21 protein-coding genes, 1 tRNA gene and 1 pseudogene are annotated in these 19,493 nt (G+C 67.8%); 16 read left to right on the top strand and 7 right to left on the bottom strand.

Features of this window, described 5'->3' with window-relative positions; all coding sequences use genetic code 11:
- The first annotated feature begins 15 nt into the window (after positions 1-15).
- Positions 16-471 (top strand): SRPBCC family protein, encoded by a 456-nt coding sequence (locus RPX00_RS12575; protein WP_406639696.1) that lies wholly within the window; start codon positions 16-18, stop codon positions 469-471.
- Positions 472-474: 3 nt separating this feature from the next.
- Here RPX00_RS12575 and RPX00_RS12570 read toward each other — a convergent pair whose 3' ends face one another.
- Positions 475-1,047, bottom strand: a complete 573-nt coding sequence (locus RPX00_RS12570) for a hypothetical protein (RefSeq protein WP_406639695.1) — start codon at positions 1,045-1,047, stop codon at positions 475-477.
- Between the two features lie 171 nt (positions 1,048-1,218).
- Between RPX00_RS12570 and RPX00_RS12565 the strand changes: the two are divergent.
- The 4 genes and pseudogenes from RPX00_RS12565 (at position 1,219) to RPX00_RS12550 (ending at position 5,246) form a co-directional block, all read left to right on the top strand.
- Positions 1,219-3,047 (top strand): annotated as a pseudogene (locus RPX00_RS12565) (NHL domain-containing thioredoxin family protein).
- A gap of 1 nt (position 3,048) precedes the next feature.
- Positions 3,049-3,381: a GroES family chaperonin gene (locus RPX00_RS12560; RefSeq protein WP_406639694.1), complete on the top strand. Its 333-nt coding sequence runs from the start codon at positions 3,049-3,051 to the stop codon at positions 3,379-3,381.
- Positions 3,382-3,405: 24 nt separating this feature from the next.
- Positions 3,406-3,591, top strand: coding sequence for a hypothetical protein (locus RPX00_RS12555; RefSeq protein ID WP_406639693.1), 186 nt, complete (start codon positions 3,406-3,408; stop codon positions 3,589-3,591).
- Positions 3,588-5,246, top strand: coding sequence for a VanW family protein (locus tag RPX00_RS12550; protein ID WP_406639692.1), 1,659 nt, complete (start codon positions 3,588-3,590; stop codon positions 5,244-5,246). Before RPX00_RS12555 ends, RPX00_RS12550 begins: the two co-directional genes overlap by 4 nt.
- Here RPX00_RS12550 and RPX00_RS12545 read toward each other — a convergent pair.
- Both RPX00_RS12545 and RPX00_RS12540 read right to left on the bottom strand, forming a co-directional pair.
- Positions 5,236-5,577 carry an MmcQ/YjbR family DNA-binding protein gene (locus tag RPX00_RS12545; protein ID WP_406639691.1) on the bottom strand — a complete coding sequence of 114 codons (342 nt, stop codon included), beginning with the start codon at positions 5,575-5,577 and terminating at the stop codon, positions 5,236-5,238. The two genes, RPX00_RS12550 and RPX00_RS12545, sit on opposite strands and share 11 nt — an antisense overlap.
- A gap of 76 nt (positions 5,578-5,653) precedes the next feature.
- The gene (locus tag RPX00_RS12540; protein ID WP_406639690.1) at positions 5,654-7,342 is read right to left on the bottom strand and encodes a bifunctional metallophosphatase/5'-nucleotidase; all 1,689 of its coding nucleotides are present in this window, start codon (positions 7,340-7,342) and stop codon (positions 5,654-5,656) included.
- A gap of 169 nt (positions 7,343-7,511) precedes the next feature.
- Between RPX00_RS12540 and RPX00_RS12535 the strand changes: the two genes are divergently transcribed.
- Positions 7,512-7,637, top strand: a complete 126-nt coding sequence (locus RPX00_RS12535; RefSeq protein WP_406639689.1) for a hypothetical protein — start codon at positions 7,512-7,514, stop codon at positions 7,635-7,637.
- 103 nt (positions 7,638-7,740) lie between these two features.
- Positions 7,741-8,382, top strand: coding sequence for a VanZ family protein (locus RPX00_RS12530; RefSeq protein ID WP_406639688.1), 642 nt, complete (start codon positions 7,741-7,743; stop codon positions 8,380-8,382).
- A gap of 183 nt (positions 8,383-8,565) precedes the next feature.
- Here the strand turns inward: RPX00_RS12530 and RPX00_RS12525 are convergent, their stop codons facing one another.
- Positions 8,566-8,775: a hypothetical protein gene (locus tag RPX00_RS12525; protein WP_406639687.1), complete on the bottom strand. Its 210-nt coding sequence runs from the start codon at positions 8,773-8,775 to the stop codon at positions 8,566-8,568.
- A gap of 322 nt (positions 8,776-9,097) precedes the next feature.
- Here RPX00_RS12525 and mug point away from each other — a divergent pair, with 322 nt between their 5' ends.
- The 4 genes from mug to RPX00_RS12505 all read left to right on the top strand — a co-directional run bounded on the left by mug (position 9,098) and on the right by RPX00_RS12505 (position 13,146).
- The gene (gene mug / locus RPX00_RS12520; protein ID WP_406639686.1) at positions 9,098-9,676 is read left to right on the top strand and encodes a G/U mismatch-specific DNA glycosylase; all 579 of its coding nucleotides are present in this window, start codon (positions 9,098-9,100) and stop codon (positions 9,674-9,676) included.
- 244 nt (positions 9,677-9,920) lie between these two features.
- Positions 9,921-10,709: a response regulator transcription factor gene (locus tag RPX00_RS12515; protein WP_051728643.1), complete on the top strand. Its 789-nt coding sequence runs from the start codon at positions 9,921-9,923 to the stop codon at positions 10,707-10,709.
- 157 nt (positions 10,710-10,866) lie between these two features.
- A complete protein-coding gene (locus RPX00_RS12510) occupies positions 10,867-12,711 on the top strand; it encodes an acyl-CoA dehydrogenase (RefSeq protein WP_406639685.1) in 1,845 nt (614 codons plus the stop codon).
- 159 nt (positions 12,712-12,870) lie between these two features.
- On the top strand, positions 12,871-13,146 hold the full coding sequence (locus RPX00_RS12505) for a GlsB/YeaQ/YmgE family stress response membrane protein (protein WP_378303507.1): 276 nt from the start codon (positions 12,871-12,873) through the stop codon (positions 13,144-13,146).
- A 1-nt stretch (position 13,147) separates the two neighbouring features.
- On the opposite strand, the gene RPX00_RS12500 is transcribed toward RPX00_RS12505, so the two are convergent.
- Together RPX00_RS12500 and RPX00_RS12495 are read right to left on the bottom strand one after the other, a co-directional pair.
- A complete protein-coding gene (locus RPX00_RS12500; protein WP_406639684.1) occupies positions 13,148-13,678 on the bottom strand; it encodes a GNAT family N-acetyltransferase in 531 nt (176 codons plus the stop codon).
- 12 nt (positions 13,679-13,690) lie between these two features.
- Entirely contained in the window at positions 13,691-14,068 is a 378-nt protein-coding gene (locus RPX00_RS12495) for a nitroreductase family deazaflavin-dependent oxidoreductase (protein WP_406639683.1), read from the bottom strand.
- A gap of 114 nt (positions 14,069-14,182) precedes the next feature.
- On the opposite strand from RPX00_RS12495, the gene RPX00_RS12490 reads away from it, so the two are divergent.
- From RPX00_RS12490 to RPX00_RS12475, 4 genes are all read left to right on the top strand, one after another.
- Positions 14,183-14,851, top strand: coding sequence for a hypothetical protein (locus RPX00_RS12490; RefSeq protein ID WP_406639682.1), 669 nt, complete (start codon positions 14,183-14,185; stop codon positions 14,849-14,851).
- Between the two features lie 2 nt (positions 14,852-14,853).
- Entirely contained in the window at positions 14,854-15,504 is a 651-nt protein-coding gene (locus RPX00_RS12485; RefSeq protein ID WP_406639681.1) for a hypothetical protein, read from the top strand.
- 133 nt (positions 15,505-15,637) lie between these two features.
- Positions 15,638-17,011, top strand: a complete 1,374-nt coding sequence (locus RPX00_RS12480) for an amino acid permease (RefSeq protein ID WP_406639680.1) — start codon at positions 15,638-15,640, stop codon at positions 17,009-17,011.
- A gap of 58 nt (positions 17,012-17,069) precedes the next feature.
- Positions 17,070-17,381, top strand: coding sequence for a DNA-binding protein (locus tag RPX00_RS12475; protein WP_406639679.1), 312 nt, complete (start codon positions 17,070-17,072; stop codon positions 17,379-17,381).
- Between the two features lie 767 nt (positions 17,382-18,148).
- Here the strand turns inward: RPX00_RS12475 and RPX00_RS12470 are convergent.
- Positions 18,149-18,219: transfer RNA gene (locus tag RPX00_RS12470), tRNA-Gly, on the bottom strand.
- A gap of 115 nt (positions 18,220-18,334) precedes the next feature.
- Here RPX00_RS12470 and RPX00_RS12465 point away from each other — a divergent pair.
- Positions 18,335-19,489: an oxygenase MpaB family protein gene (locus tag RPX00_RS12465; protein ID WP_406639678.1), complete on the top strand. Its 1,155-nt coding sequence runs from the start codon at positions 18,335-18,337 to the stop codon at positions 19,487-19,489.
- The last annotated feature ends 4 nt before the right edge of the window (positions 19,490-19,493 follow it).

Below are 19,493 nucleotides of genomic sequence, written 5' to 3'. Positions count from 1 at the left end.
GCATACTCTGGGTATGTGAATCCTGATGCGACGGGTCAGATCGAGGTCAGTGCCGCCCCGGCGAAGGTGTACGCGCTGGTCAGCGACCCGGGCGCGCTCGCAAAGGCGGCCACCGAGTACAGCGGGCACCGTTGGCTCGGCGGCGCGACCGGGCCGGTGGTCGGCGCGAAATTCCGCGGCACCAACCGGCGCGGGGTGCGCCGCTGGTCGACCACCACTGTCATCACGGCCGCGGACGAGGGCCGCCGGTTCGCCTTCGACGTGAAGCTCGGGCCGATCCCCGTGTCGCGCTGGGAGTACGTGATCGAGCCCGCCGGCGACGGCTGCGTGGTGACCGAGAGCATGTGGGACCAGCGGCCCGGCTGGTTCACGCCGTTGACCGTGGTGGCCACTGGGGTCAAGGACCGTTCGGTGACCAACCGCGTCAACATCGAGGAGACGCTCGCGCGGATCAAGCGCGCCGTCGAATAGGGCTCACTCCACGAACCGCGACCAGAACTCCACGACCCGGACGTCCGCGGGCTCCTCGCCCAACGGCTCCCCGCCGAACTCGTGCCGCAGGTAACTGCGCAGGTCCCAGCCGTAATAGACCACATCGGTCTGATACACCGACAGCACCGGATACCCGGATTCCCCTGCGGTCGCGGGCAGATATCGGTGCCCGCACACCGGCACGAGCTGCGGCACCGTCGCCAGGTGCCGTCGCGCGACCGCCAGCGCGTTGCACATCGACCGCGGCCGGTTGCCCCATTCGGGCAGCCACAGGTCGTTGTTCTCCACGTCGTACAGGACGCCGTCGACCGGCCAGTCGAGGCGTTTGCGCAGCTGGTCCGGGTCGCCGTGGCGCCAATCCGGCCAGCGGTCGCCGACCGGGACGCCCGCGGTGAGGAAAACCCGGTGGTCGTCGGAAAAGGTGAACCCGAACTGGTCCTCGACGTCGCTCAGTTCGGCGGGCGTGAGGCCAGGCCGCAAGGGCTCGCCGAGATTCTGCTGCAGGATGCGGGCCTCCTCCACGGTGAAGGCTTCGGCCGGCTGAACGTGTGCCATGCCCCGAAGCGTACGTAGCGCCCTGCCCCGTCCGCGCGCCCTTTTTTGACCGGAATGGGCTCCCTCGCCGGGGTGAGGTTCTTCTCTCCGGCCGTGGTTGACGGAACACCGCGTGACCGGATGTAGTTCACTCCTCCCGTGACTTCCTCACCGCAAGCCCGGCAAGCCCGCGTGCGCGCGCCCGAGCTGACCGGCGACGTCTGGCTCAACACCGGCGGCAGCCGGCTGACTCTGGCGCAGCTGCGCGGACGCGTGGTGCTGCTGGACTTCTGGACCAGCGGCTGCATCAACTGCCTGCACGTACTGGACGAACTGCGTCCACTGGAACAGGAATTCGCGGATGTCCTGGTCACGGTGGGGGTGCACTCGCCGAAGTTCAGCCGAGAAGGGGAACGCACCTCGATCGAGGCCGCCGTGCGCCGGTACGAGGTGCACCATCCGGTGGTCAACGACCCGAAGATGGAGCTGTGGTCGCAGTACGCCGTGCGTGCCTGGCCGACGTTGGTCGTCGTGGATCCCGAGGGCTACGTCGTGCACGTCGCGGCGGGGGAAGGCCACGGCGAAGCGCTACGCCGCGTGATCGCCGACCTGGTCGCCAAGCATGACGCGAAGGGCACGCTCCGTAGGGGCGGCAGCCCGTACGTGCCGGTCGAGGAGCAGCGCACGGAACTGCGTTTCCCGAGTAAGGCCGTCGTCACCGCGGGCGGGCGGATTCTGGTGGCGGACACCGGACATCACTCCATCGTCGAGTTCGCTTCGGACGGCGAGACGGTCATCCGCCGCTTCGGCAGCGGCACCCGGGGCACGCAGGACGGGCCGTTCGACGTGGCCGAGTTCGCCGAACCGTCCGGAATCGCCTTGCTGCCCAACGAGGTCGCCGAGCGCGCCGGGTACCACGCGATCGTCGCGGACACCGCCGGACACCGACTGCGCGGCCTCGACCTCAACACCGGCGAGGTGAAAACCGTTGCCGGAACCGGGAAACAGTGGCGCGACGGCACCGACACCGGCAAAGCGCTGGACATCGACCTCACCAGCCCCTGGGACGTCACGTGGTGGGCTCCCGCGGGCGGCGTGGTCGTCGCGATGGCGGGCAACCACACGCTGAGCGTGTTCGACCCGGTCTCCGGCACCATCCGCCGGTTCGCCGGCACCACCGTCGAGGGCTTGCGCGACGGTGACGTGCACGAGGCGTTCTTCGCCCAGCCGTCCGGATTCGCCGTGGACGGCCAGAAACTGTGGTTCGTCGACGCGGAAACGTCGGCCCTGCGCTGGATCGAACCGGCGGGCGAGTCGTTCTCCGTGCACACCGCGGTCGGCACGGACCTGTTCACCTTCGGCCACGCGGACGGCCCGTCCGACCAGGCGCTGCTGCAGCATCCGCTCGGCCTCACCGTGCTGTCCGACGGCCGGGTCGCGATCGCCGACACCTACAACGGCGCGATCCGCCGCTACGACCCGTTCACCCGCGACGTCACGACCCTCGCGACCGGCTTCGCCGAACCGCAAGGCCTGGTGCGCCACGACGGCGAGCTGTACGTCGTGGAGTCGGCGGGCAACCGGGTTACCCCGCTCGGGGGCAATGGCCAGGCGACCGCCGTCGCGGGAACTCGCCAGGCCGTACAGCGTCCGCCGACCGTGCTCGCTCCGGGCGAGATCGAGTTCTCCGTCGTCTTCACCCCGCCGCCGGGCGAGAAGCTCGACGAGCGCTACGGGCCTTCGACGCGGCTGGAGATCACCGCGTCGCCGCCGGAACTGCTCGCCGACGGAGCCGGGGTCGGAACTGATCTCGTTCGGCGGATCAAGTTCGCCGAAGGAGCGACCGAAGGTGTCTTGCAGGTGGTGGCGCAGGCCGCGAGCTGCGACGACGGCGGCGAGCACCCGGCGTGCCGGATCACCCGGCAGGACTGGGGCGTCCCGGTGCGTTTCGAGGCAGGAGGGGGAAGGCGCTGAGCCTGATGATGGCGGGCGAGCCCAAGGCGCCGGTGTCCGGTCAGTAGCATGGACGGCGTGCCGGACACGCCCAAGCTCGAGATCCAGATGCTGCACGACCGCGTCCTCGTGCGGTTGTCGCAGGAGGAAGGCGAGCGCCGCAGCAGCGGCGGCATCGTGATTCCCGCCACCGCGCAAGTCGCGCGCAGGCTGGTTTGGGGTGATGTACTGGGTGTCGGCAACAGCGTGCGGAACGTCAAGCAGGGAGACCGGGTGCTCTTCAACCCGGAGGACCAGCTGGAGGTCGAGATCCAGGGGGAAGGTCACCTGGTGATGCGCGAACGCGACATCCACGCGGTGGCCACGGAGCGGACCGAACACGGGACGGGGCTCTACCTGTAGCTCCCGTACCAGGGGAGGCAGGCGTTGCGTGAGGAAGACCGTTCGTCGGCGTCGTTCGCCGACGACCTGCTGAGCGACGAGCTGCTGAACGACCCCGCCCTGGCCGGAGAACCCGATCTGGCCACCGAGATCTTCGCGGTGGCCGACGCGCCCCGCCGCCGAACACGCCTTTCCGCCGCTTCCGCAAACGCGTCGGCCGCAGCTTCATGATCGTCGGCGGCCTGCTCGGGTTGTTCGTGCTGCTGTACACCATCGACCTGATGACCAGCGCCGGCGACGTACCGCGCGGCGTGCAGGTGGCCGGGATCGACGTCGGCGACCTGTCCTACGCCGAGGCCGAAGCCAAGCTGCACACCGAACTCGCGCCGCGGCTCACGCGTCCGGTTCCGGTGCACGCCGGCGACGTCACCACCACGCTCGTGCCCGCGGATTCCGGGCTCGGCCTCGACTGGCCGGGCACGCTCGCCCAGGCCGGTCACCAGCCATGGAGCCCGATCACGCGGCTGATGTCGTTCTTCACCACGCGCGAGGTCGGCGTCGTGACGCGCAGCGACCAGCTCGAAGTCACCGACGCGGTGCAGCAGCTTGCTGGAAAGCAGCTCAACCATCCGCTGGTCGAAGGCAGCATCGGGTTCACGCCGAAGGCACCGGACGGCGTCACCGCGTATGCGGTCGAACCGCGGCAGGGCCAGGAGCTGACCGATGTCCCGGCTGCGGTGCAAACCGTGGTGGCGGACTGGCTTTCGCCGCGCGGGGTCACGCTGAAGATGGCCGTGACGCCGCCCAAGACCACCTCCTCCGACGTGCACCGGCTGCTGGACACCGTGGTCGCGCCCGCGGTTTCCGCGCCGGTCGTATTGCACGGGCAGGGCAAGGACACCACGCTGGCGCCGGCGGCGATCGCGTCGTCGTTCCAGTTCCAGCCGAACGGCGGCGGCGGTCTCGAACTGCGGATCGACCAGGAGAAACTGCGCGCGGCCGTCCAGCCGGATCTGGCGTCCACCGAGGCCGAGGGCAAGGACGCGCAGATCAGCCTCGCCTCCGGCGTACCGGCGGTCACGCCGTCCGAGGACGGCCGAAAGATCAACTGGGCCAACACTTTCAAGACCCTCACCGCGGTGCTCGCGAAGCCGACCGGCCGCGATCTGCCGGTCGCCTACGACCAGAAGCACCCGACCTTGACGACTGACGGCGCGAACGCGCTTGGCATCAAGGAGGTCATCGGCGAGTACACCACCGGCGGGCTCAGCGGTCCGGCCGCGGCGAACGTCGCGACGCTCGCCGGACGCATCAACGGCGTCATCGTGAAACCGGGGGAATCCTTCAGCCTCAACGCCTATCGTGGCGGCGGTTACGCGTCCGCGCCGGTCGACGAGGACGGTACCGGCCCAGCGGTGGCTGGCGGCGGACTGTCGCAGCTTTCGTCCACTTTGTACAACGCGGCTTACCTGGCTGGTCTCGGCGACGGCGGCCACGCGGCGCACGAGCACTTCATCAACCGCTACCCGGCGGGCCGCGACGCGGTAGCCGTCGACAGCTCCGGCAACGCCGTGGATCTCAAGCTGGCCAACAACGAGCCGACCGGATTCGCGATACAGGCGAGTGCCAGCGGCGGCTCGGTGACGGTGAAGATCTGGGGTACCAAGCACTTCCGCGTCGAAGGCCGCAGCGGCTCGCCGTCGAACCAGGTGCCGCCGCCGGTGCAGTTCGGGCCAGGGCCGGACGGTCAGTGCCACGCGTCGCCGGGCGCGTCCGGGTTCACCGTCAGCGACACCCGGGTGTTCTACGACCTGGCCAGCGGCGGCGAGGTCCGCGAGGAAAGCCGCAGCACGACGTACTCGCCGCAGCCGATCGTCATTTGCTGAGCCGTGCCGGGGCTTTCGATCGCCAGGACTCGGTGAGCAGTTCCCGCAGCTGCTGCGGATCGACGCGGTCGAGGTGCACGAGGATCGAGCCGTGCCCGTCGTAGTGCGGGGTGGTGAAGAAGGCCGGATCGCCCGACGCGAGCAGCGCGGCCTTCTCGTCGAGGCCGACGAACAGCACCAGCCCGCCCTCGGCCTCGGTGCGCAGCCGCGCGTAACCCTTGCCCGCCACCTTCAACGCGGGCGTGCGGTACCAGGTCGACACCTCGGTTTCCGGCAGCTCCTCCACAGCCCACGCGGTCACGTCGTCCCAGGTCATCGTCATGCCGACCATCGTGCCCCGCCCCCGCCGCGCTGTCTTGGAGAAACGAGAGGAGCCCCCGCCCGGGTGGGCGAGGGCTCCTCGGCGATTACGGAGCGGCGGTGATCCGGTCCGCGGGCGGCGGAGCGATGCCCGGATGCGCGCCGAGGTAGGCGATGAACGCGTCCAGGTCCACCGGCCCGCCCGCCAGGTCGGTGCCCTTCTTGAACTCGGTGAACCCGTCCCCGCCGGCGGCGAGGAAGTTGTTCACCGACACCCGGTACTTGGCTGCCGGGTCGACCGCCTTGCCGTCGATCGTGATGTTCGAAACCCGCGAGCCGACCGGCGCGGCCGCCGAGTACGTGTAGTGCAGCGACTTCGAGATCTGCAGGATCTTGGTGCCGCCGGACTGGCCCCACTGCTGCTCCAGCACGTTCTTCAGGTTCTCGCCGGTGAGCGTGATCGTCTGCATGATGTTCGAGAACGGCTGCACAGTGAACGCCTCGCCATAGGTGACGACGCCGTCGCCCTCGCCCGCCGCCGACGACTTGTACGTGAGGTCGGCGCGGATGCCGCCCGGGTTCGTCATCGCGATCACCGCGTTGTTGGACTTGGTCGCTTCGAGCTGCGCGTCGGCGATCACGTCGCCGAGCGGCGATTCGCCGGACGGGCCGCCCGCCGCGGGCAGGTCCGCGGTGATGGTGCCGACCTGCTTGTTCGCGATCGGCGCGGCCTTCGTCTTGGCCTCGTCGACGAGCTTCGTCACGGCCGGGTCCGGCGTGACGTCGCGGGTGACGATCTCGTTGTGCGCCTTGGTCTGCGACCGGACGACGTCACGCGTGCGCAGGTCGATCTTCAGGTCCACGACCGACAGCAGCCGGCCGAACGACGCGCCCTGGATCACTGGTCGCGGCTGGCCGGCGGGGTCGTTGATCACGCAGTTGTACTGCTGGTGGCTGTGCGCGGTGAAGATCGCGTCGACCTTCGGCGTCACGTTCTTCGCGATCGTCGCGGCGGCGCCGTTCGGCTGCACCTTGCAGTCGTTCGGACCGGCGCCGGGCAGTGCCTCGTCGCCCTGGTGCAGCACCACGACCTGGGACTTCACCCCGAGCCGGTCGAGGATGTTCGCGGTGCGGTTGATCGCCTCGACCTCGTCGCCGAACTTGAGACCCTTGATGGCCTCCGGCGTCACGACCGACGGGAGGTCCTTGAGCGTCGCGCCGATGACGCCGACCGGAACGCCGCCGGAGAACTGGATGCTGAACGGCAGCAGCGCGGGCACCCCGTTGTCGAAGTACACATTGGACCCGAGCAGCGGGAAGCGCGCGCCGTCGTAGCTCTTGCGGAACTGGCAGCCGTCGGTCTTGTTGCAGCCGCCGAACTGCATGCGCAGCAGTTCCTGGTAGCCCTCGTCGAACTCGTGGTTGCCCACCACGGACGCCTTCACGCCGAGGTCGTTGAGGAAGTCCATGGTCGGTTCGTCGTGGAACAGCGCCGAGATCACCGGCGACGCGCCGACGTTGTCGCCCGAGGACAGCACCATCGAATTGCGCACCTGCGCTTCGAGCTGCTTGACGTGCGTCGCGAGGTAGGCCGCGCCGCCCGCGTCCACCTTGGTCCCGTCCGGCAGCGTGATCCGGCCGCTCGACCCGGACGGCGGTTCGAGGTTCCCGTGCAGGTCGTTGAAGGTGATGATCCGGACGTCGGTGGTCTGTGCGGCCTCGGCGGGCGCGCTCGTGACGGCCACGGTGGCCAGTGCGGCCGCGGCGGTGGCCGCGAGCCGGGTGAAGAGCTTCATGTTTCCTCCGGTGTTCGCGCCCGCTTGACCCCTGATGCGGACGCCCGGCGAAGCAGTCTGCCCAAACTGGACGGTGGGGACCAGGGCAGAACGGCCGGACCCGGATGAAAGTTTCGGTAACGTTCGGCCGCCCCCGCCCGATCTGTGCGTTGGGTACCGAGGGGGACAAATGGAAACGCAGCTCGTCGTGCTCGTGCTGGGCGTGGTCCTTTTGCTGATCGCCGGCACCGTCTTCGCGGCCTGGCGCTCCGAGCGCGTGGACCAGGACGACGAACCGCCTTCGCCCGACCGCTGACCGATCGGTCAGCGCCCACTCGGCCATCTGGCCGACCCGTGGTCCAGACCCTCCGGCTCTTCGACCGAAGTGCCCGCGCGGCAAGATCCATAGCGTTCTTGGCATGACGAACGCACAGGTCACCGCCCTGCAGTACGGGTTCATCGGGTTCCTCGCGGTATGGGCGACGATCCTGGTCCCGCAGTTCGTGCTCCAGATCGCGCGCCACGGCCGCCCGCGGCTGCGCAACCTGGTGACCTCGGCGGCGGTCGTGTTCTACGCGTGCATGGCGCTGGCGGTCGTCTTCCTGCCGCTGCCCGGCCCGAACAGCAGGCGGCTGGAGCAGACCGTGCAGCTGGAGCCGTTCCAGTGGATCGCCGACATCCACACCGAACTGGTAAAGCACGGTCTTTCGGCGGCGGACTGGTTCACCACGCAGACCTTCCAGCAGGCGGCGATGAACGTGCTCTTGTTCGTCCCGCTGGGTTTCTTCGCCAGGACGCTGTGGCGCCGCGGCGTGGTCGGCGCGCTGGCGATCGGCTTCGCGGTGTCACTGGCCGTCGAGATCACCCAGCTCACGGCGAACTTCGGAACCGCGCCGTTCGTCTACCGGATCTTCGACGTCGACGACCTCATGACCAACACCTTCGGCGCCGGACTCGGCTGGCTGGCCGGGGCGCTGCTGCTCGCCCTCCGGCCGATCTCTTCAACCCTCCGCGTGGAGCCTGCCCGGAGCGAGCGGATCGACCTCGCCAAGACGCGCTAACCGGGCTCGCCTCGCGATCGCCGCCTGCCGCGCGGCACGGCGGTCTTCCAGGATCACGATCAGGGACGCGATGGCGATGATCAGTGCTACCAGGCCGAGCACTAGCCACAGTTGCATGTGCTCTCCTCATCGACGCCGTTGTGCGAGGGATCACACAGGCTACCGACCGGGGTGCTGGGTTGGCTACCCCGCGGGTCGAGATCGCGCGAGGAACCAGTCCCGCTCAGCGGTGACCCAGCGCTCGAACCTCAGCCCGGCTTGGTCGAGGGTGGGTTCGAGGGGGAAGGTTTCGCAGGTGAAGGGCTGTTTCCAGGTCCGGTGGCCGAGGGAGTAGCGGACGGTGGCAGCGAGCCGGTCGCCGTCCCGGCGGACGCCTTCGAGGGCGATCAGCACGTCGCCCAGCCGCCCGCCCGGACCGTCGGCGACCTGGTCGAACCAGGCGGGCGGATGCCATTCGACCAGCAGCTGCCCGACCGGAGCCCACTGCCGCCATTGGCGAGTCCGATCCGGCCCGTTGTTCAGATGGCTGCCGGGTACGACAGTCGGGAACCGCCGGTCCAGCCGAAGCTCACCGATCCGGGCGCGGACGGTCTCAGCGCCTCAGATGTACGCGACCCCCTCCGGCTCCCCAGCCGCGGGCAGCTCCAGATAGAGATCGACCGGGCAGCCATCAGGCGTCACGCTCATCCCCCCACCTTCCCGGGAAACTGAACCCATGCCCGCCAAACCCACCAAGGCCGAACAAGCCGCCGCGCACGGGACCACCATCCCGGACGTCCTCGCCCCCAACCTGAACGTCCTGTTCTGCGGCATCAACCCCGGCCTCTACTCCGGCGCGCTCGGCCTGCACTTCGCCCGCCCCGGCAACCGCTTCTGGCCCGCCCTCCACGCCAGCGGCTTCACCCCGCGCCAGCTGGACCCGAGCGAACAGGATCAGCTCCTCGACCTCGGCCTCGGCATCACCAACGTCGTAGCCAGGACCACCGCCCGCGCCGACGAGCTGACCGACGACGAACTCCGCGAAGGCGGCCAGATCCTGACCGCGAAGGTAAAGAAGTACCGCCCGCGCTGGCTGGCCGTGGTCGGAATCACTGCCTACCGCGTCGCGTTCGGCGATCGGCGGGCCGCCGTCGGTCCACAAGATCGGACAATTGGGACAACGAACGTCTGGCTCCTGCCCAATCCCAGCGGTTTGAACGCCCACTGGACCCCGAAAACCCTCGCCGAGGAGTTCGGCCGGCTGCGCGCACGGGCGGTCACCGGAGGTTCACCCGAGCAGTTAAACCCTCAGTAGAGCTAACCCGAGTGGGCGGGCCCCCGCTGGGCCGTTCACGCGCATCTCGGGGCCACTTTTCTACTCAGAGTTTGCTGCGACCAGCCGTTACGGCCATGAGGGGGAAACCGCGTCACAAGCCGCTCTCGGCGGAGTCGAACCAGGGACAAGGTGTCGTTCCCGTCCGGTTCCGGCAGGGGGACCGGCGGCACGCCGAGGGGGCGTGCCGGTCACCGGGAGCGACCATTGAGGACGGAGGCCCGAGATGCGTGGCATCGAGCCCCACCGAACGCCCATGTCGGCCGGTCAACCGGCCGGCGGTCGCAGCCTGGGAGTCGCGGTCGTCGACCCCATTCCGATTTTCCGCGAGGGCATCGCGGCGATGGTGCACCGCACGCTGGGCCTGCACTGGTCCGGCCAGGCGGCGAGCCACCACGCGGCGATGCAGCTGTGCGAGCAGGTCCGCCCGGACGTCGTGATCCTCGATTCCGCGCTCGACCCCAACTGCCACCTCGCGAAACTGCTCAACGCGGGCGATCCGGCCCTGGTGCTGGTCACCCTGGTGCGCGACACGAACCGCACTCAGCAGTACCTCGCCGCCGCCATCGGGGCGGGTGCGCACGCCATCGTGCCGCGCGCGGTCGATTCGCGGCGGCTCGCCGAGGCCGTCCGGCGCGCGCACCACGACCGTCGCTACATCGACCCGGCGCTGTCCGCGCTCACCGCGCGGCCCAAGCGCGAACCGTCGCCTAGAGCCGCTCCGGTCGACGGGCACCTCGTACAGCCCAAGGGCGCCATGCCGCTTTCCCGGCGCGAGTACCAGGTTTTGCAGCTGGTCGCCGAAGGGCTGGAGAACTCCGGGATCGCGAAACTGCTCTTCCTGTCCGTCGAAACCGTGCGGACCCACGTGAAGAGCATTCTCCGCAAGCTTTCCGCCCGCGACCGGACACACGCGGTGACCATCGCGTTCCGCAGCGGCATCCTGGTCCCCCAGCTTGACGACAGTGCCGGTCCGCCGGCCGTGCAGGAGGCCGTGGCGCGCGGCACGCGGTGAGGCGGTCCCCTGGTCGACCCGTTATTCCGAGCGAATCGGCACCCCTGGAAGGGCGGATTCGCTTGCTCTGGTTACCGGTAGGTAATATCCTGATGTTACCGGCGAGTAAGGGAACCAGTGCCCGGCCGGAAAGCCGAACACGACACGGAGTGACGACATGGGCCACTACAAGAGCAACGTCCGAGACCTGGAGTTCAACCTCTTCGAGGTACTCGGCGTGCAGGAACGGCTCGGCAAGGGCGTGCTCGCCGAGTCGGACGAGGAGACCGCCCGCGGCGTGCTGTCGGAGCTGAACAACCTCGCCACCGGCCCGCTCGCCGAGTCCTACGCCGACGCGGACCGCAACCCGCCGGTGTATGACCCCAAGACGTTCAGCGTGACCATCCCCGATTCGTTCAAGAAGAGCTACCAGGCGCTCGTCGACGGCGAATGGTGGCGGCTCGGCCTCACCAACGAGCTGGGCGGCTTCGGCCTGCCCCCGACGGTGCAGTGGGCCGCGGCCGAGCTGATCCTCGGCGCGAACGCCCCGCTGTTCATGTACCTCGCCGGTCCGAACTTCGCCATGATCGTGGACAAGAACGGCACCGAAGAGCAGAAGCACTGGGCCCAGCTGATGATCGACCGCGGCTGGGGAGCCACCATGGTGCTCACCGAGCCGGACGCCGGTTCGGACGTCGGAGCCGGCCGCACCAAGGCGGTCAAGCAGGAGGACGGCTCCTGGCACATCGACGGCGTGAAGCGGTTCATCACCTCGGCCGAGAACGACATGGTCGAGAACATCATGCACCTGGTGCTGGCCCGTCCCGAGGGTCCCGGCATCGAGACCAAGCCGGGCACCAAGGGCCTTTCGCTGTTCCTGGTCCCGAAGTTCCACTTCGACTCCAAGACCGGCGAGCTTGGCGAGCGCAACGGCGCCTTCGTCACCAACATCGAGCACAAGATGGGCATCAAGGTGTCCACCACGTGCGAGCTGACCTTCGGCCAGCACGGCACCCCGGCCAAGGGCTGGCTGCTCGGCGAGGTGCACGACGGCATCGCGCAGATGTTCCAGGTCATCGAGTACGCCCGGATGATGGTCGGCACCAAGGCGATCGCCACGCTGTCGACGGGCTACCTGAACGCGCTGGAGTACGCCAAGGAGCGCGTGCAGGGCGCTGACCTGCCGAACATGCTCAACAAGGCCGCGCCGCGCGTCACGATCACGCACCACCCCGACGTGCGTCGTTCGCTGATGCTGCAGAAGGCGTACGCCGAGGGCCTGCGCGCGATCTACCTGTACACCGCGTCGTTCCAGGACCAGCTGTGGACCGGCGAGGGCGACGAAGCCGCACTGAAGCTGGCGCACGGCGTCAACGACCTGCTGCTGCCGATCGTCAAGGGTGTCGGCTCCGAGCGGGCCACTGAGCAGCTCGTGCAGTCGCTGCAGACGCTCGGCGGGTCCGGCTTCCTGCAGGACTACCCGATCGAGCAGTACATCCGCGACGCGAAGATCGACTCGCTGTACGAGGGCACCACTGCGATCCAGTCGCTGGACTTCTTCTTCCGCAAGATCGTCCGCGACAAGGGCCAGGCGCTCGCGTTCGTCGCCGGCGAGATCACCAAGTTCATCGAGTCCGAGGCGGGCAACGGCCGGCTCAAGAACGAGCGCGCGCTGCTCAAGCAGGCGCTCGAGGACACCCAGGGCATGCTGGGCTCGCTGATCGGCTACCTGACCTCGTCGCAGGAAGACCCGCAGAACATCAACAAGGTCGGCCAGCACACCGTGCGGCTGCTGATGTCGGTCGGCGACCTGCTGGTCGGCTGGAAGCTGCTGCAGGGCGCCGAGGTCGCGCTGGAGAAGCTCGACAACGGCGCGTCGGCCAAGGACAAGCCGTTCTACGAGGGCAAGCTGGCGGTGGCGTCGTTCTTCGCGAAGAGCGTGCTGCCCGAGCTGACCTCGCGCCGCGCCATCGTGGAGGCCGCGGACAACGCGCTGATGGACGTGGACGAAGCCGCGTTCTGATCGCACTGGCTGGAAAAATGCCCCGTTCCGCACCCGGACCGGGGCATTTTTCGTGCTTCCGGTGGCGGTGGCCGCGAGCGGGCGGTAAGCCGGGTTTGGCGCCCCGGGTTCCGGGTTAAACCGGTCGAGCCCGGTCCTCTCGGCAGAAGGAGTTTCGCCATGGCGGTTTCCGGCATCATCAGCGCGGTCGTGATCGGCCTGATCCTCGGCCTGCTCGGCAAGCTGGTCGCACCTGGCAAACAGTCCATCCCGATCTGGCTCACGCTCCTGGTGGGCATCGTCGCCGCGTTCGTCGGCACCGCGATCGCGCGCGGAATCGGCTACGCGGACACCAAGGGCATCGACTGGCTGGAGATCATCACCCAGGTCGTGCTGGCCGCGATCGGCGTGACGCTCGCCGCCAGCCTGTGGGGCAAGCGGCAGGTCAAGAGCTAGCTCAGTCGTTCAGCTCCGGTTCGAGCAGGCTCATCAGGTACATGTCGTGGTACCGGCCGTCGGGCCCGCGATGACATTCGCGGTGCCTGCCGTCCTCCACGAACCCGACCTTGCGGTAGACGTGCCGCGCGCGCTCGTTCTCGGCGACCACCCAGAGCGCGATCAGGTGCAGCCGCATCACGTTGAATCCGTACCGGCACATGAGTTTCAGCGCCTCGGTGCCGTATCCGCCGTCCCAGTGGTCGGTCTCGCCGATGTAGATGTCCAGCTCGGCGCGGCCGATCTCTGGGCGGGCGTCGCGCAGGTCGACGATGCCGATCAGCTTGTCCGCTTCGAGGGATTCGATGCCCAGCACGACGTTTTCGTACGTGTTCACCGGGCGTTCCTCGCCGCGCTGGCGCAGTTGGGCGAGCGAACGCGGGTAATCGCCGGTCATGTACCGGCCGACCTCCGGATCGTGGATCCACCGGTAGATCGATTCGGCGTCCGACGGTTCGAGCGCCCGCAGCCGCACCAGCTTCCCGGTGAGCATCCCGCTCCCCCTTTATTCTCGTTTCAGCACAAGGAAATCCGTGACGCCGACGAGTCCGAGGAACTGCCGCACCCCGGGCGGCATCGGCCGGCGCGACTCATCATGCACGAGTTCCGGATCGCGCACGCGGTATTTACGGCCGCGGGTGATCACCTCCGCGCCGCCCGCGGCGAGGACGTTGCGCACCCAGTCGGCGTCCGGTCCGTAGGTGAGCGCGACGACGAATCCGTCGTCGGAGCGGAAGACGTTCAGCGGAGTGCGGAATTCGCGGCCGGACTTGCGGCCGCGGTGCACGATCACGCCGAATCCAGGCAGTTTGTCGGCGAAAGGTTTCGTGACCCGGTTGGTGACCACGCGGTTGAACCGGGCGAGACGTTCGGGCAGCACCATGCCGTCCAGCCTAATCCAACGCACGTGGAATTTCCTGCCGGAGACGCGCTGTGCACCGGGGCGGGCGGGTCTGGTGGGATGGGCCCGCAGTCGTACGCGAGGTGGGGAGCGGGCATGTCGGAAGACTGGTCGATGGGACAGGAACCGCATGCCGCGGTGCTTGTCGCGCAGGGCCTGATCGAGCATCCGGAGGAGCTGGACCACGTCCTCCTCGACGACGAGGAAGGCTGGTTCGTCAGCGACGGCACGGAGTTCGGCGACGATCCGGAACTGGACCAGGAGCAGTTCGCCACGATGTGCCTGCACGACGTCGTGGAACTGCTGCCGCAGCTGACGGCGCTGGCCAAGCTGCCCGCCGGGATGGGTGCGGATTGGGACGCCGGCAACGCGTCCTGGGTACTGATTTCGCCGCTCGTTCCGGACGACGACGAGGAAACTCGTGCGTACCGGGAGGCCCGCGCCGCCGCCTGGCCGCACGCTGGGTCGCCGATGGACGAGGCGAACCTCAGCTTCGGGCTGATAGAGATCAGCACGGCGGCGGACGCTCCGGTCCGCGGCGTGCGCTACGCGAGCCGAGGCGAGGACGGCACGTGGATGTTCGTCGGCTTCGAGGTGCCCGATCCCGACGAGGAGACCGACGTCGAGGTCGACACACTGGAGCTGGGCCACGTGGCGCAGCTGTACCCGGACGTGGCCGAGCTGCTCGACGCGGAGCCAGGCGAAGTGTTCTTCCGCGAGGCGCCGGATGCCGAGTGGATGCAGATGATCGACGACGGGGAGTGAGCATGTCCGAGCAATGGCCGCTGCGACAGGACCCGGAATCCCCGGTGATCATCGCGCACGAATTGGTGGAGCACCCGGAAAAACTGGCGTTCGTCGTCCTCGACGACGACGGTGACTGGTTCATCAGCGACGGTGCCGAGTTCGAAGAGGACATGGAGGTCAACCGCCAGCTGTTCGGCGCGATGGTCCTGCGCGAGGCGGTCGCCCTGCTGCCGCACCTGACCGCGCTGGCCGACGTGCCCGCCGGCATGGCCGCCGACTGGGATCCGGACCGCCTCACCTGGCTGCTCAGCTCGGTGTCGGATTCGGATGACCTCGACGAAGACCTCGCCCACCGCGACGCCCGCATCGCCGCTTGGCCGCATCCTGGTTCACCGCTCGAAGAAGTCCAGCTGAGCACCGGTTTGACCGAAATCGGCACGGATGCCGCGGCACCGGCGCGCGCGGTCCGTCAGGTGGTCCGGGAACCGGACGGCACCTGGCTGTTCGTCGGCTTCGAGGTCCCGGAGGCGGAGGACTTCGAGGTGGAAGGCCTGGAACTGGAACACGTCGTGCACCTGTACCCGGACGTCGTGCCGACCTTGCTCGCCGCGCCGGGCCAGGTGTTCGACCGCGCGGAACCCGGTGCGCCGTGGGAGCTGGTCGAGGGCTGAGGAGTCCTTTGTAGACCGTCTGAAATCGCAGACGCTTTCCGGTAGCCATCGGTTGGGCGGCCCGGGCCGGATCAGTTCTACTGTGCCGACCCGCTCGCACTCGCGGGCTACCGATTTCGGGAGGCAGGCGTCAATGACGACGAAGTCCGGGGATGGTTTGAGCCGCCGCTTGAACGGCAGGCACATCCGGTTCATCGCCTTGGGCTCGGCGATCGGCACCGGTTTGTTCTACGGCTCCTCGGACACCATCGCCAAAGCGGGCCCGTCCGTCCTGCTCGCCTACCTTATTGGTGGCGCGGCGATCTTCTTCGTACTGCGCGCCTTGGGCGAAATGGCCGTCAACGACCCCGCCCCCGGCTCGTTCGGCGAATACGCCCGGAAACATCTAGGCCCCTTGGCAGGCTTCCTGACCGGCTGGACCTACGCGTTCGAAATGGTGATCGTCTGCGTCGCCGACGTGACAGCTTTGGCTGTCTACATGGGATTCTGGTTCCCCGACGTGCCGCGGTGGATCTGGGTAGTGCTGACGATCCTGGTCATCGCCGCCGCGAACCTGGTCAGCGTACGGGTTTACGGTGAGCTGGAATTCTGGTTCACGCTGGTCAAGGTAGTCGCGATCGTCGCGATGATCCTTGGCGGAGCAGCAATCCTGATCTTCGGTGCTGATTCTGGGAGTATCACCAACCTGTGGTCCCACGGCGGCTGGTTCCCCAACGGCATCGGCGGTTTCATCGCTTCCTTCGCCCTGGTGATGTTCGCCTTCGGCGGCACGGAAATCCTGGGCCTCACCGCAGCCGAGTCCGAAGACCCACGCACCGCCATGCCGAAGGCCGTCAACACCGTCCCCGTGCGGGTGCTGCTTTTCTACGTAGCGACCCTGGCGATCATCATGATGCTGAACCCATGGAACACGATCAGCGATTCCGGCAGCCCCTTCGTCCAAATCTTCTCCGGCTTGGGTTTGCACTCCGCCGCAACGGTTTTGAACATCGTCGTGGTGACTGCCGCGTTGTCCGCGATCAACAGCGACATCTTCGGCGCCGGACGGATGATTTACGGCCTGGCTCGGCGTGGCCAAGCCCCTGCTGTAATGGCTCGGGTTACGCGGAATGGCATCCCATGGATGACCGTCCTCGTGGTCGCCGCGGCCCTAAGCCTGGCTGTCGTTCTGAACTACCTGTTGCCGGACAGTGCTTTTCTGCTGATCGCATCGGTGGGCACCTTTGCGACGGTGTGGGTTTGGTTCATGATCCTGCTTACGCACTACCGATCCCGGCGTCAGTCACCTGCTGAGGGCCTGGAGTTCCCGGTGCCGTTCTGGCCGGTGGGCCAGATTTTGACGATGGCGTTCATGGTGTTCATCTTCGTGGTGATGGCGTTCGCTGAGGACACCCGCCTGGCGCTGATTGTCGGGGTGGTGTGGTTGGCGGTGTTGTGCGGGTTGTTCTGGTTTCACCGCAGGGCAACTTCGTCGACTGAGGCAGACAAGTCCTACGCCCAGAACTAGAGTCGGGATCGCTCCGCCGGAGGCCGAGCCGCCTCGCCGTCGGTGTCGCACGGTAGGCGTGTTCGACGGCGAGCCTGACCTCGGTCGGCGTGCCAACGGAGTTGCTGCCTTCGACACTAGGCCGCTGGTCTTGCCGGAGCCTCTGCTAGTCGAGATCGGCTACATGCTCGGCTCGCGTGCCAGCGCTTCAGCAGAGGCCGACTTCCTTCGGGACGTCGCTGATGGGCTCTATACCGTCGAGTCGATCTTCCGCTGGTGCGTGGGCGCACTGGCTGAGCGGCTTGGCATTACGCGGGTCGCGACCCTTGACACCCGACACTTCCCTGTCGTCAAGCCAAGGCATATATCCGCGTTCACCTTGTTGCCTTGACGGCCGAAACCGGCCGGTGCAAGGGCTCTGGCAAAGATCGTGACCGGCGAGGTGGAACGTCCGGCCTGCGTTGCGCGATAGAAACGACATGGCAGGACGGAATGTGGCCGCCCAGCACCTCGTTGGGGGAGACACGCGGCTCCTTAAGAAGTACCGAGGCCTGCTTCAGCGACTCGACGCCCTGGAACGAGGCGTGCGAGCACACCTGGAGACGTACCAAGTCTCTCAAGGCAAGAACAAGCTCAAGGCCCCGCTCGTCGCCGAAGACAGGCGATTGAGGCTGTGTACCGACGCAGGCCGCTTGATCAAATCGTTGGAAAACTTGCCTGCGCAAGTGCGGAGGCGAGATGAACTCCTCGGGCGGGCGGAGCGGTGCCGCAACAGCCTCGACGAAACGCAGATCATAACCCCGGCCCGAAGCGGGGCCAATCCAGCGCGGGTGCGTCACCCATCTGGCTCGGACGCAGGACGCATGAGCGTCGACGACAGTTTTTCTCAACCTGACTGTCAGCGTTCCCCGGGTGCAGATGGACGACGTTCCGGTAAAAGGAGGCGTCGGTACATCCGGATCGTCAGCGGCGGCCTGCCTACGCTTGGTCGTCGCTAGCCCGTGGACTGCGCAGGGCAAGGGCAAAGTCCTGGATGGCAATGATCCGGTCGGAGCACCAACACCGGCAGGCCAGTGGCGCAACAGGTGAATTGAATGCGCAAAAACAAAAACCCCAGGTCCACAGTAGACACTGCGTGACCTGGGGCTTTCGCAAGAGAGCGGATGACGGGAATCGAACCCGCGTATTCAGCTTGGGAAGCTGATGTTCTACCATTGAACTACATCCGCAGTACTCGGCCAGCATACACAACCACGGCACCCCCATGTCCAGCGGGGGCATGCCTTGACGCCTCGCCAGCCAAGTGACAACACTTGTTGTCGACCCACGGTGCGGAGGTGCGCGATGGACGACCCCGAGATGTTCCGTCAAGGCGGGTTCCGGCTCGCGGCTCGGACGAGAGGCTCCGCCGCCGACGAAGGGCAGCTCAAGCGGCTTCGTACCTTCGCGCAGCAGGAAGACGCCCTGGCCGACGCGGTCGTCGAGTGGCTGCACCGGGAACCGCACAACCGAAGCCGGGTTGACGAGGCGCTGGCCGGGAAACCGGGGCCGCCGGAGTTGGAAGCCTTCATGGCCAGCGTTGAAGCCACTCCGTACTGGGTCGATCACCAGCGGCTCATCAGCGGAGCCAAGGCGATCACCCGCGCCGGGCTGCTCGGTCTCTTTCCCCTCGGCGACATGTCGCTCATGGGCGGCTACCTCGCCTCCCGCGCGACGAAATCGCTGGTCGGCACCGGTGAGATCGAGTATCGGGCACCGCGCAGGCTGGTGGAGACCGCGGTGTGGTGGATCGACGTCACGACTCCGGGGGCGCTCCAGCAACACGGCACCGGATACCAGGCCGCGCTGCGGATTCGGCTGGTGCACGCGCATGTCCGGCGCGCGATGAACAACCGGCCGGATTGGGATTACGACCGGTGGGACCGGCCGATCAATCAGGTCCAGACCGCTGGCACCCTTCTCCTCTTCTCCCTCGTCTACGTCTTCGGCACGCAGCTGCTCGGCCTCCGCTACACCGCCCGCGAGAAGGCCGACATCCTCCATCTTTGGCGTTACGTCGGCTGGCTGATGGGCGTCACCGACGAGCTGTTGCCCGCCGACGAGGACGACGCCTGGCGGTTGCTCTGGATGCTGGCCGCCACCGAGTTCATCCCGGACGACGACTCGAAGCGGCTCGCCCGCGCCCTCGTCGATACGCACGCGGCGATCGGCGAGGGGCGCGGGGTTGCCGGGAAGGTGCTCGGGCAGGTGAACGTCGGCGTGCATTCCGCGATCAGCCGGCTCGTGCTCGGGCGGGACAACGCTGACTTCCTCGGGCTGCCCGACAACCCGGTCGCGCAGGCCGTGGTGCTCGCCGCCGCGGGGGTGAATTACGCGGCGGAGACGGTGCGGCAGCTCGTTCCTGGCGCGACTGCGCTGCAGGAAGCGCTCGGGGCGTTCGGGCGGCGGCGCTACCTCAAGCGGATGGGGGTGCCCCGGCCGCGTCCAGCCGCCCGATAGGCTG

Source organism: Amycolatopsis sp. WGS_07 (genome assembly GCF_045278895.1).
Lineage (GTDB): Bacteria > Actinomycetota > Actinomycetes > Mycobacteriales > Pseudonocardiaceae > Amycolatopsis.
This window is presented reverse-complemented; position numbering and strand designations above follow the sequence as displayed.

Coding starts and splice junctions, on each gene's coding strand:
- RPX00_RS12570 (WP_406639695.1), bottom strand. CDS start 1,047: ATGGCACACGTTCAGCCGGCCGAAGCCTTCACCGTGGAGGAGGCCCGC.
- RPX00_RS12560 (WP_406639694.1), top strand. CDS start 3,049: ATGGACGGCGTGCCGGACACGCCCAAGCTCGAGATCCAGATGCTGCAC.
- RPX00_RS12550 (WP_406639692.1), top strand. CDS start 3,588: ATGATCGTCGGCGGCCTGCTCGGGTTGTTCGTGCTGCTGTACACCATC.
- RPX00_RS12545 (WP_406639691.1), bottom strand. CDS start 5,577: ATGGTCGGCATGACGATGACCTGGGACGACGTGACCGCGTGGGCTGTG.
- RPX00_RS12540 (WP_406639690.1), bottom strand. CDS start 7,342: ATGAAGCTCTTCACCCGGCTCGCGGCCACCGCCGCGGCCGCACTGGCC.
- RPX00_RS12535 (WP_406639689.1), top strand. CDS start 7,512: ATGGAAACGCAGCTCGTCGTGCTCGTGCTGGGCGTGGTCCTTTTGCTG.
- RPX00_RS12530 (WP_406639688.1), top strand. CDS start 7,741: ATGACGAACGCACAGGTCACCGCCCTGCAGTACGGGTTCATCGGGTTC.
- mug (WP_406639686.1), top strand. CDS start 9,098: ATGCCCGCCAAACCCACCAAGGCCGAACAAGCCGCCGCGCACGGGACC.
- RPX00_RS12515 (WP_051728643.1), top strand. CDS start 9,921: ATGCGTGGCATCGAGCCCCACCGAACGCCCATGTCGGCCGGTCAACCG.
- RPX00_RS12510 (WP_406639685.1), top strand. CDS start 10,867: ATGGGCCACTACAAGAGCAACGTCCGAGACCTGGAGTTCAACCTCTTC.
- RPX00_RS12505 (WP_378303507.1), top strand. CDS start 12,871: ATGGCGGTTTCCGGCATCATCAGCGCGGTCGTGATCGGCCTGATCCTC.
- RPX00_RS12500 (WP_406639684.1), bottom strand. CDS start 13,678: ATGCTCACCGGGAAGCTGGTGCGGCTGCGGGCGCTCGAACCGTCGGAC.
- RPX00_RS12495 (WP_406639683.1), bottom strand. CDS start 14,068: ATGGTGCTGCCCGAACGTCTCGCCCGGTTCAACCGCGTGGTCACCAAC.
- RPX00_RS12490 (WP_406639682.1), top strand. CDS start 14,183: ATGTCGGAAGACTGGTCGATGGGACAGGAACCGCATGCCGCGGTGCTT.
- RPX00_RS12485 (WP_406639681.1), top strand. CDS start 14,854: ATGTCCGAGCAATGGCCGCTGCGACAGGACCCGGAATCCCCGGTGATC.
- RPX00_RS12480 (WP_406639680.1), top strand. CDS start 15,638: ATGACGACGAAGTCCGGGGATGGTTTGAGCCGCCGCTTGAACGGCAGG.
- RPX00_RS12465 (WP_406639678.1), top strand. CDS start 18,335: ATGGACGACCCCGAGATGTTCCGTCAAGGCGGGTTCCGGCTCGCGGCT.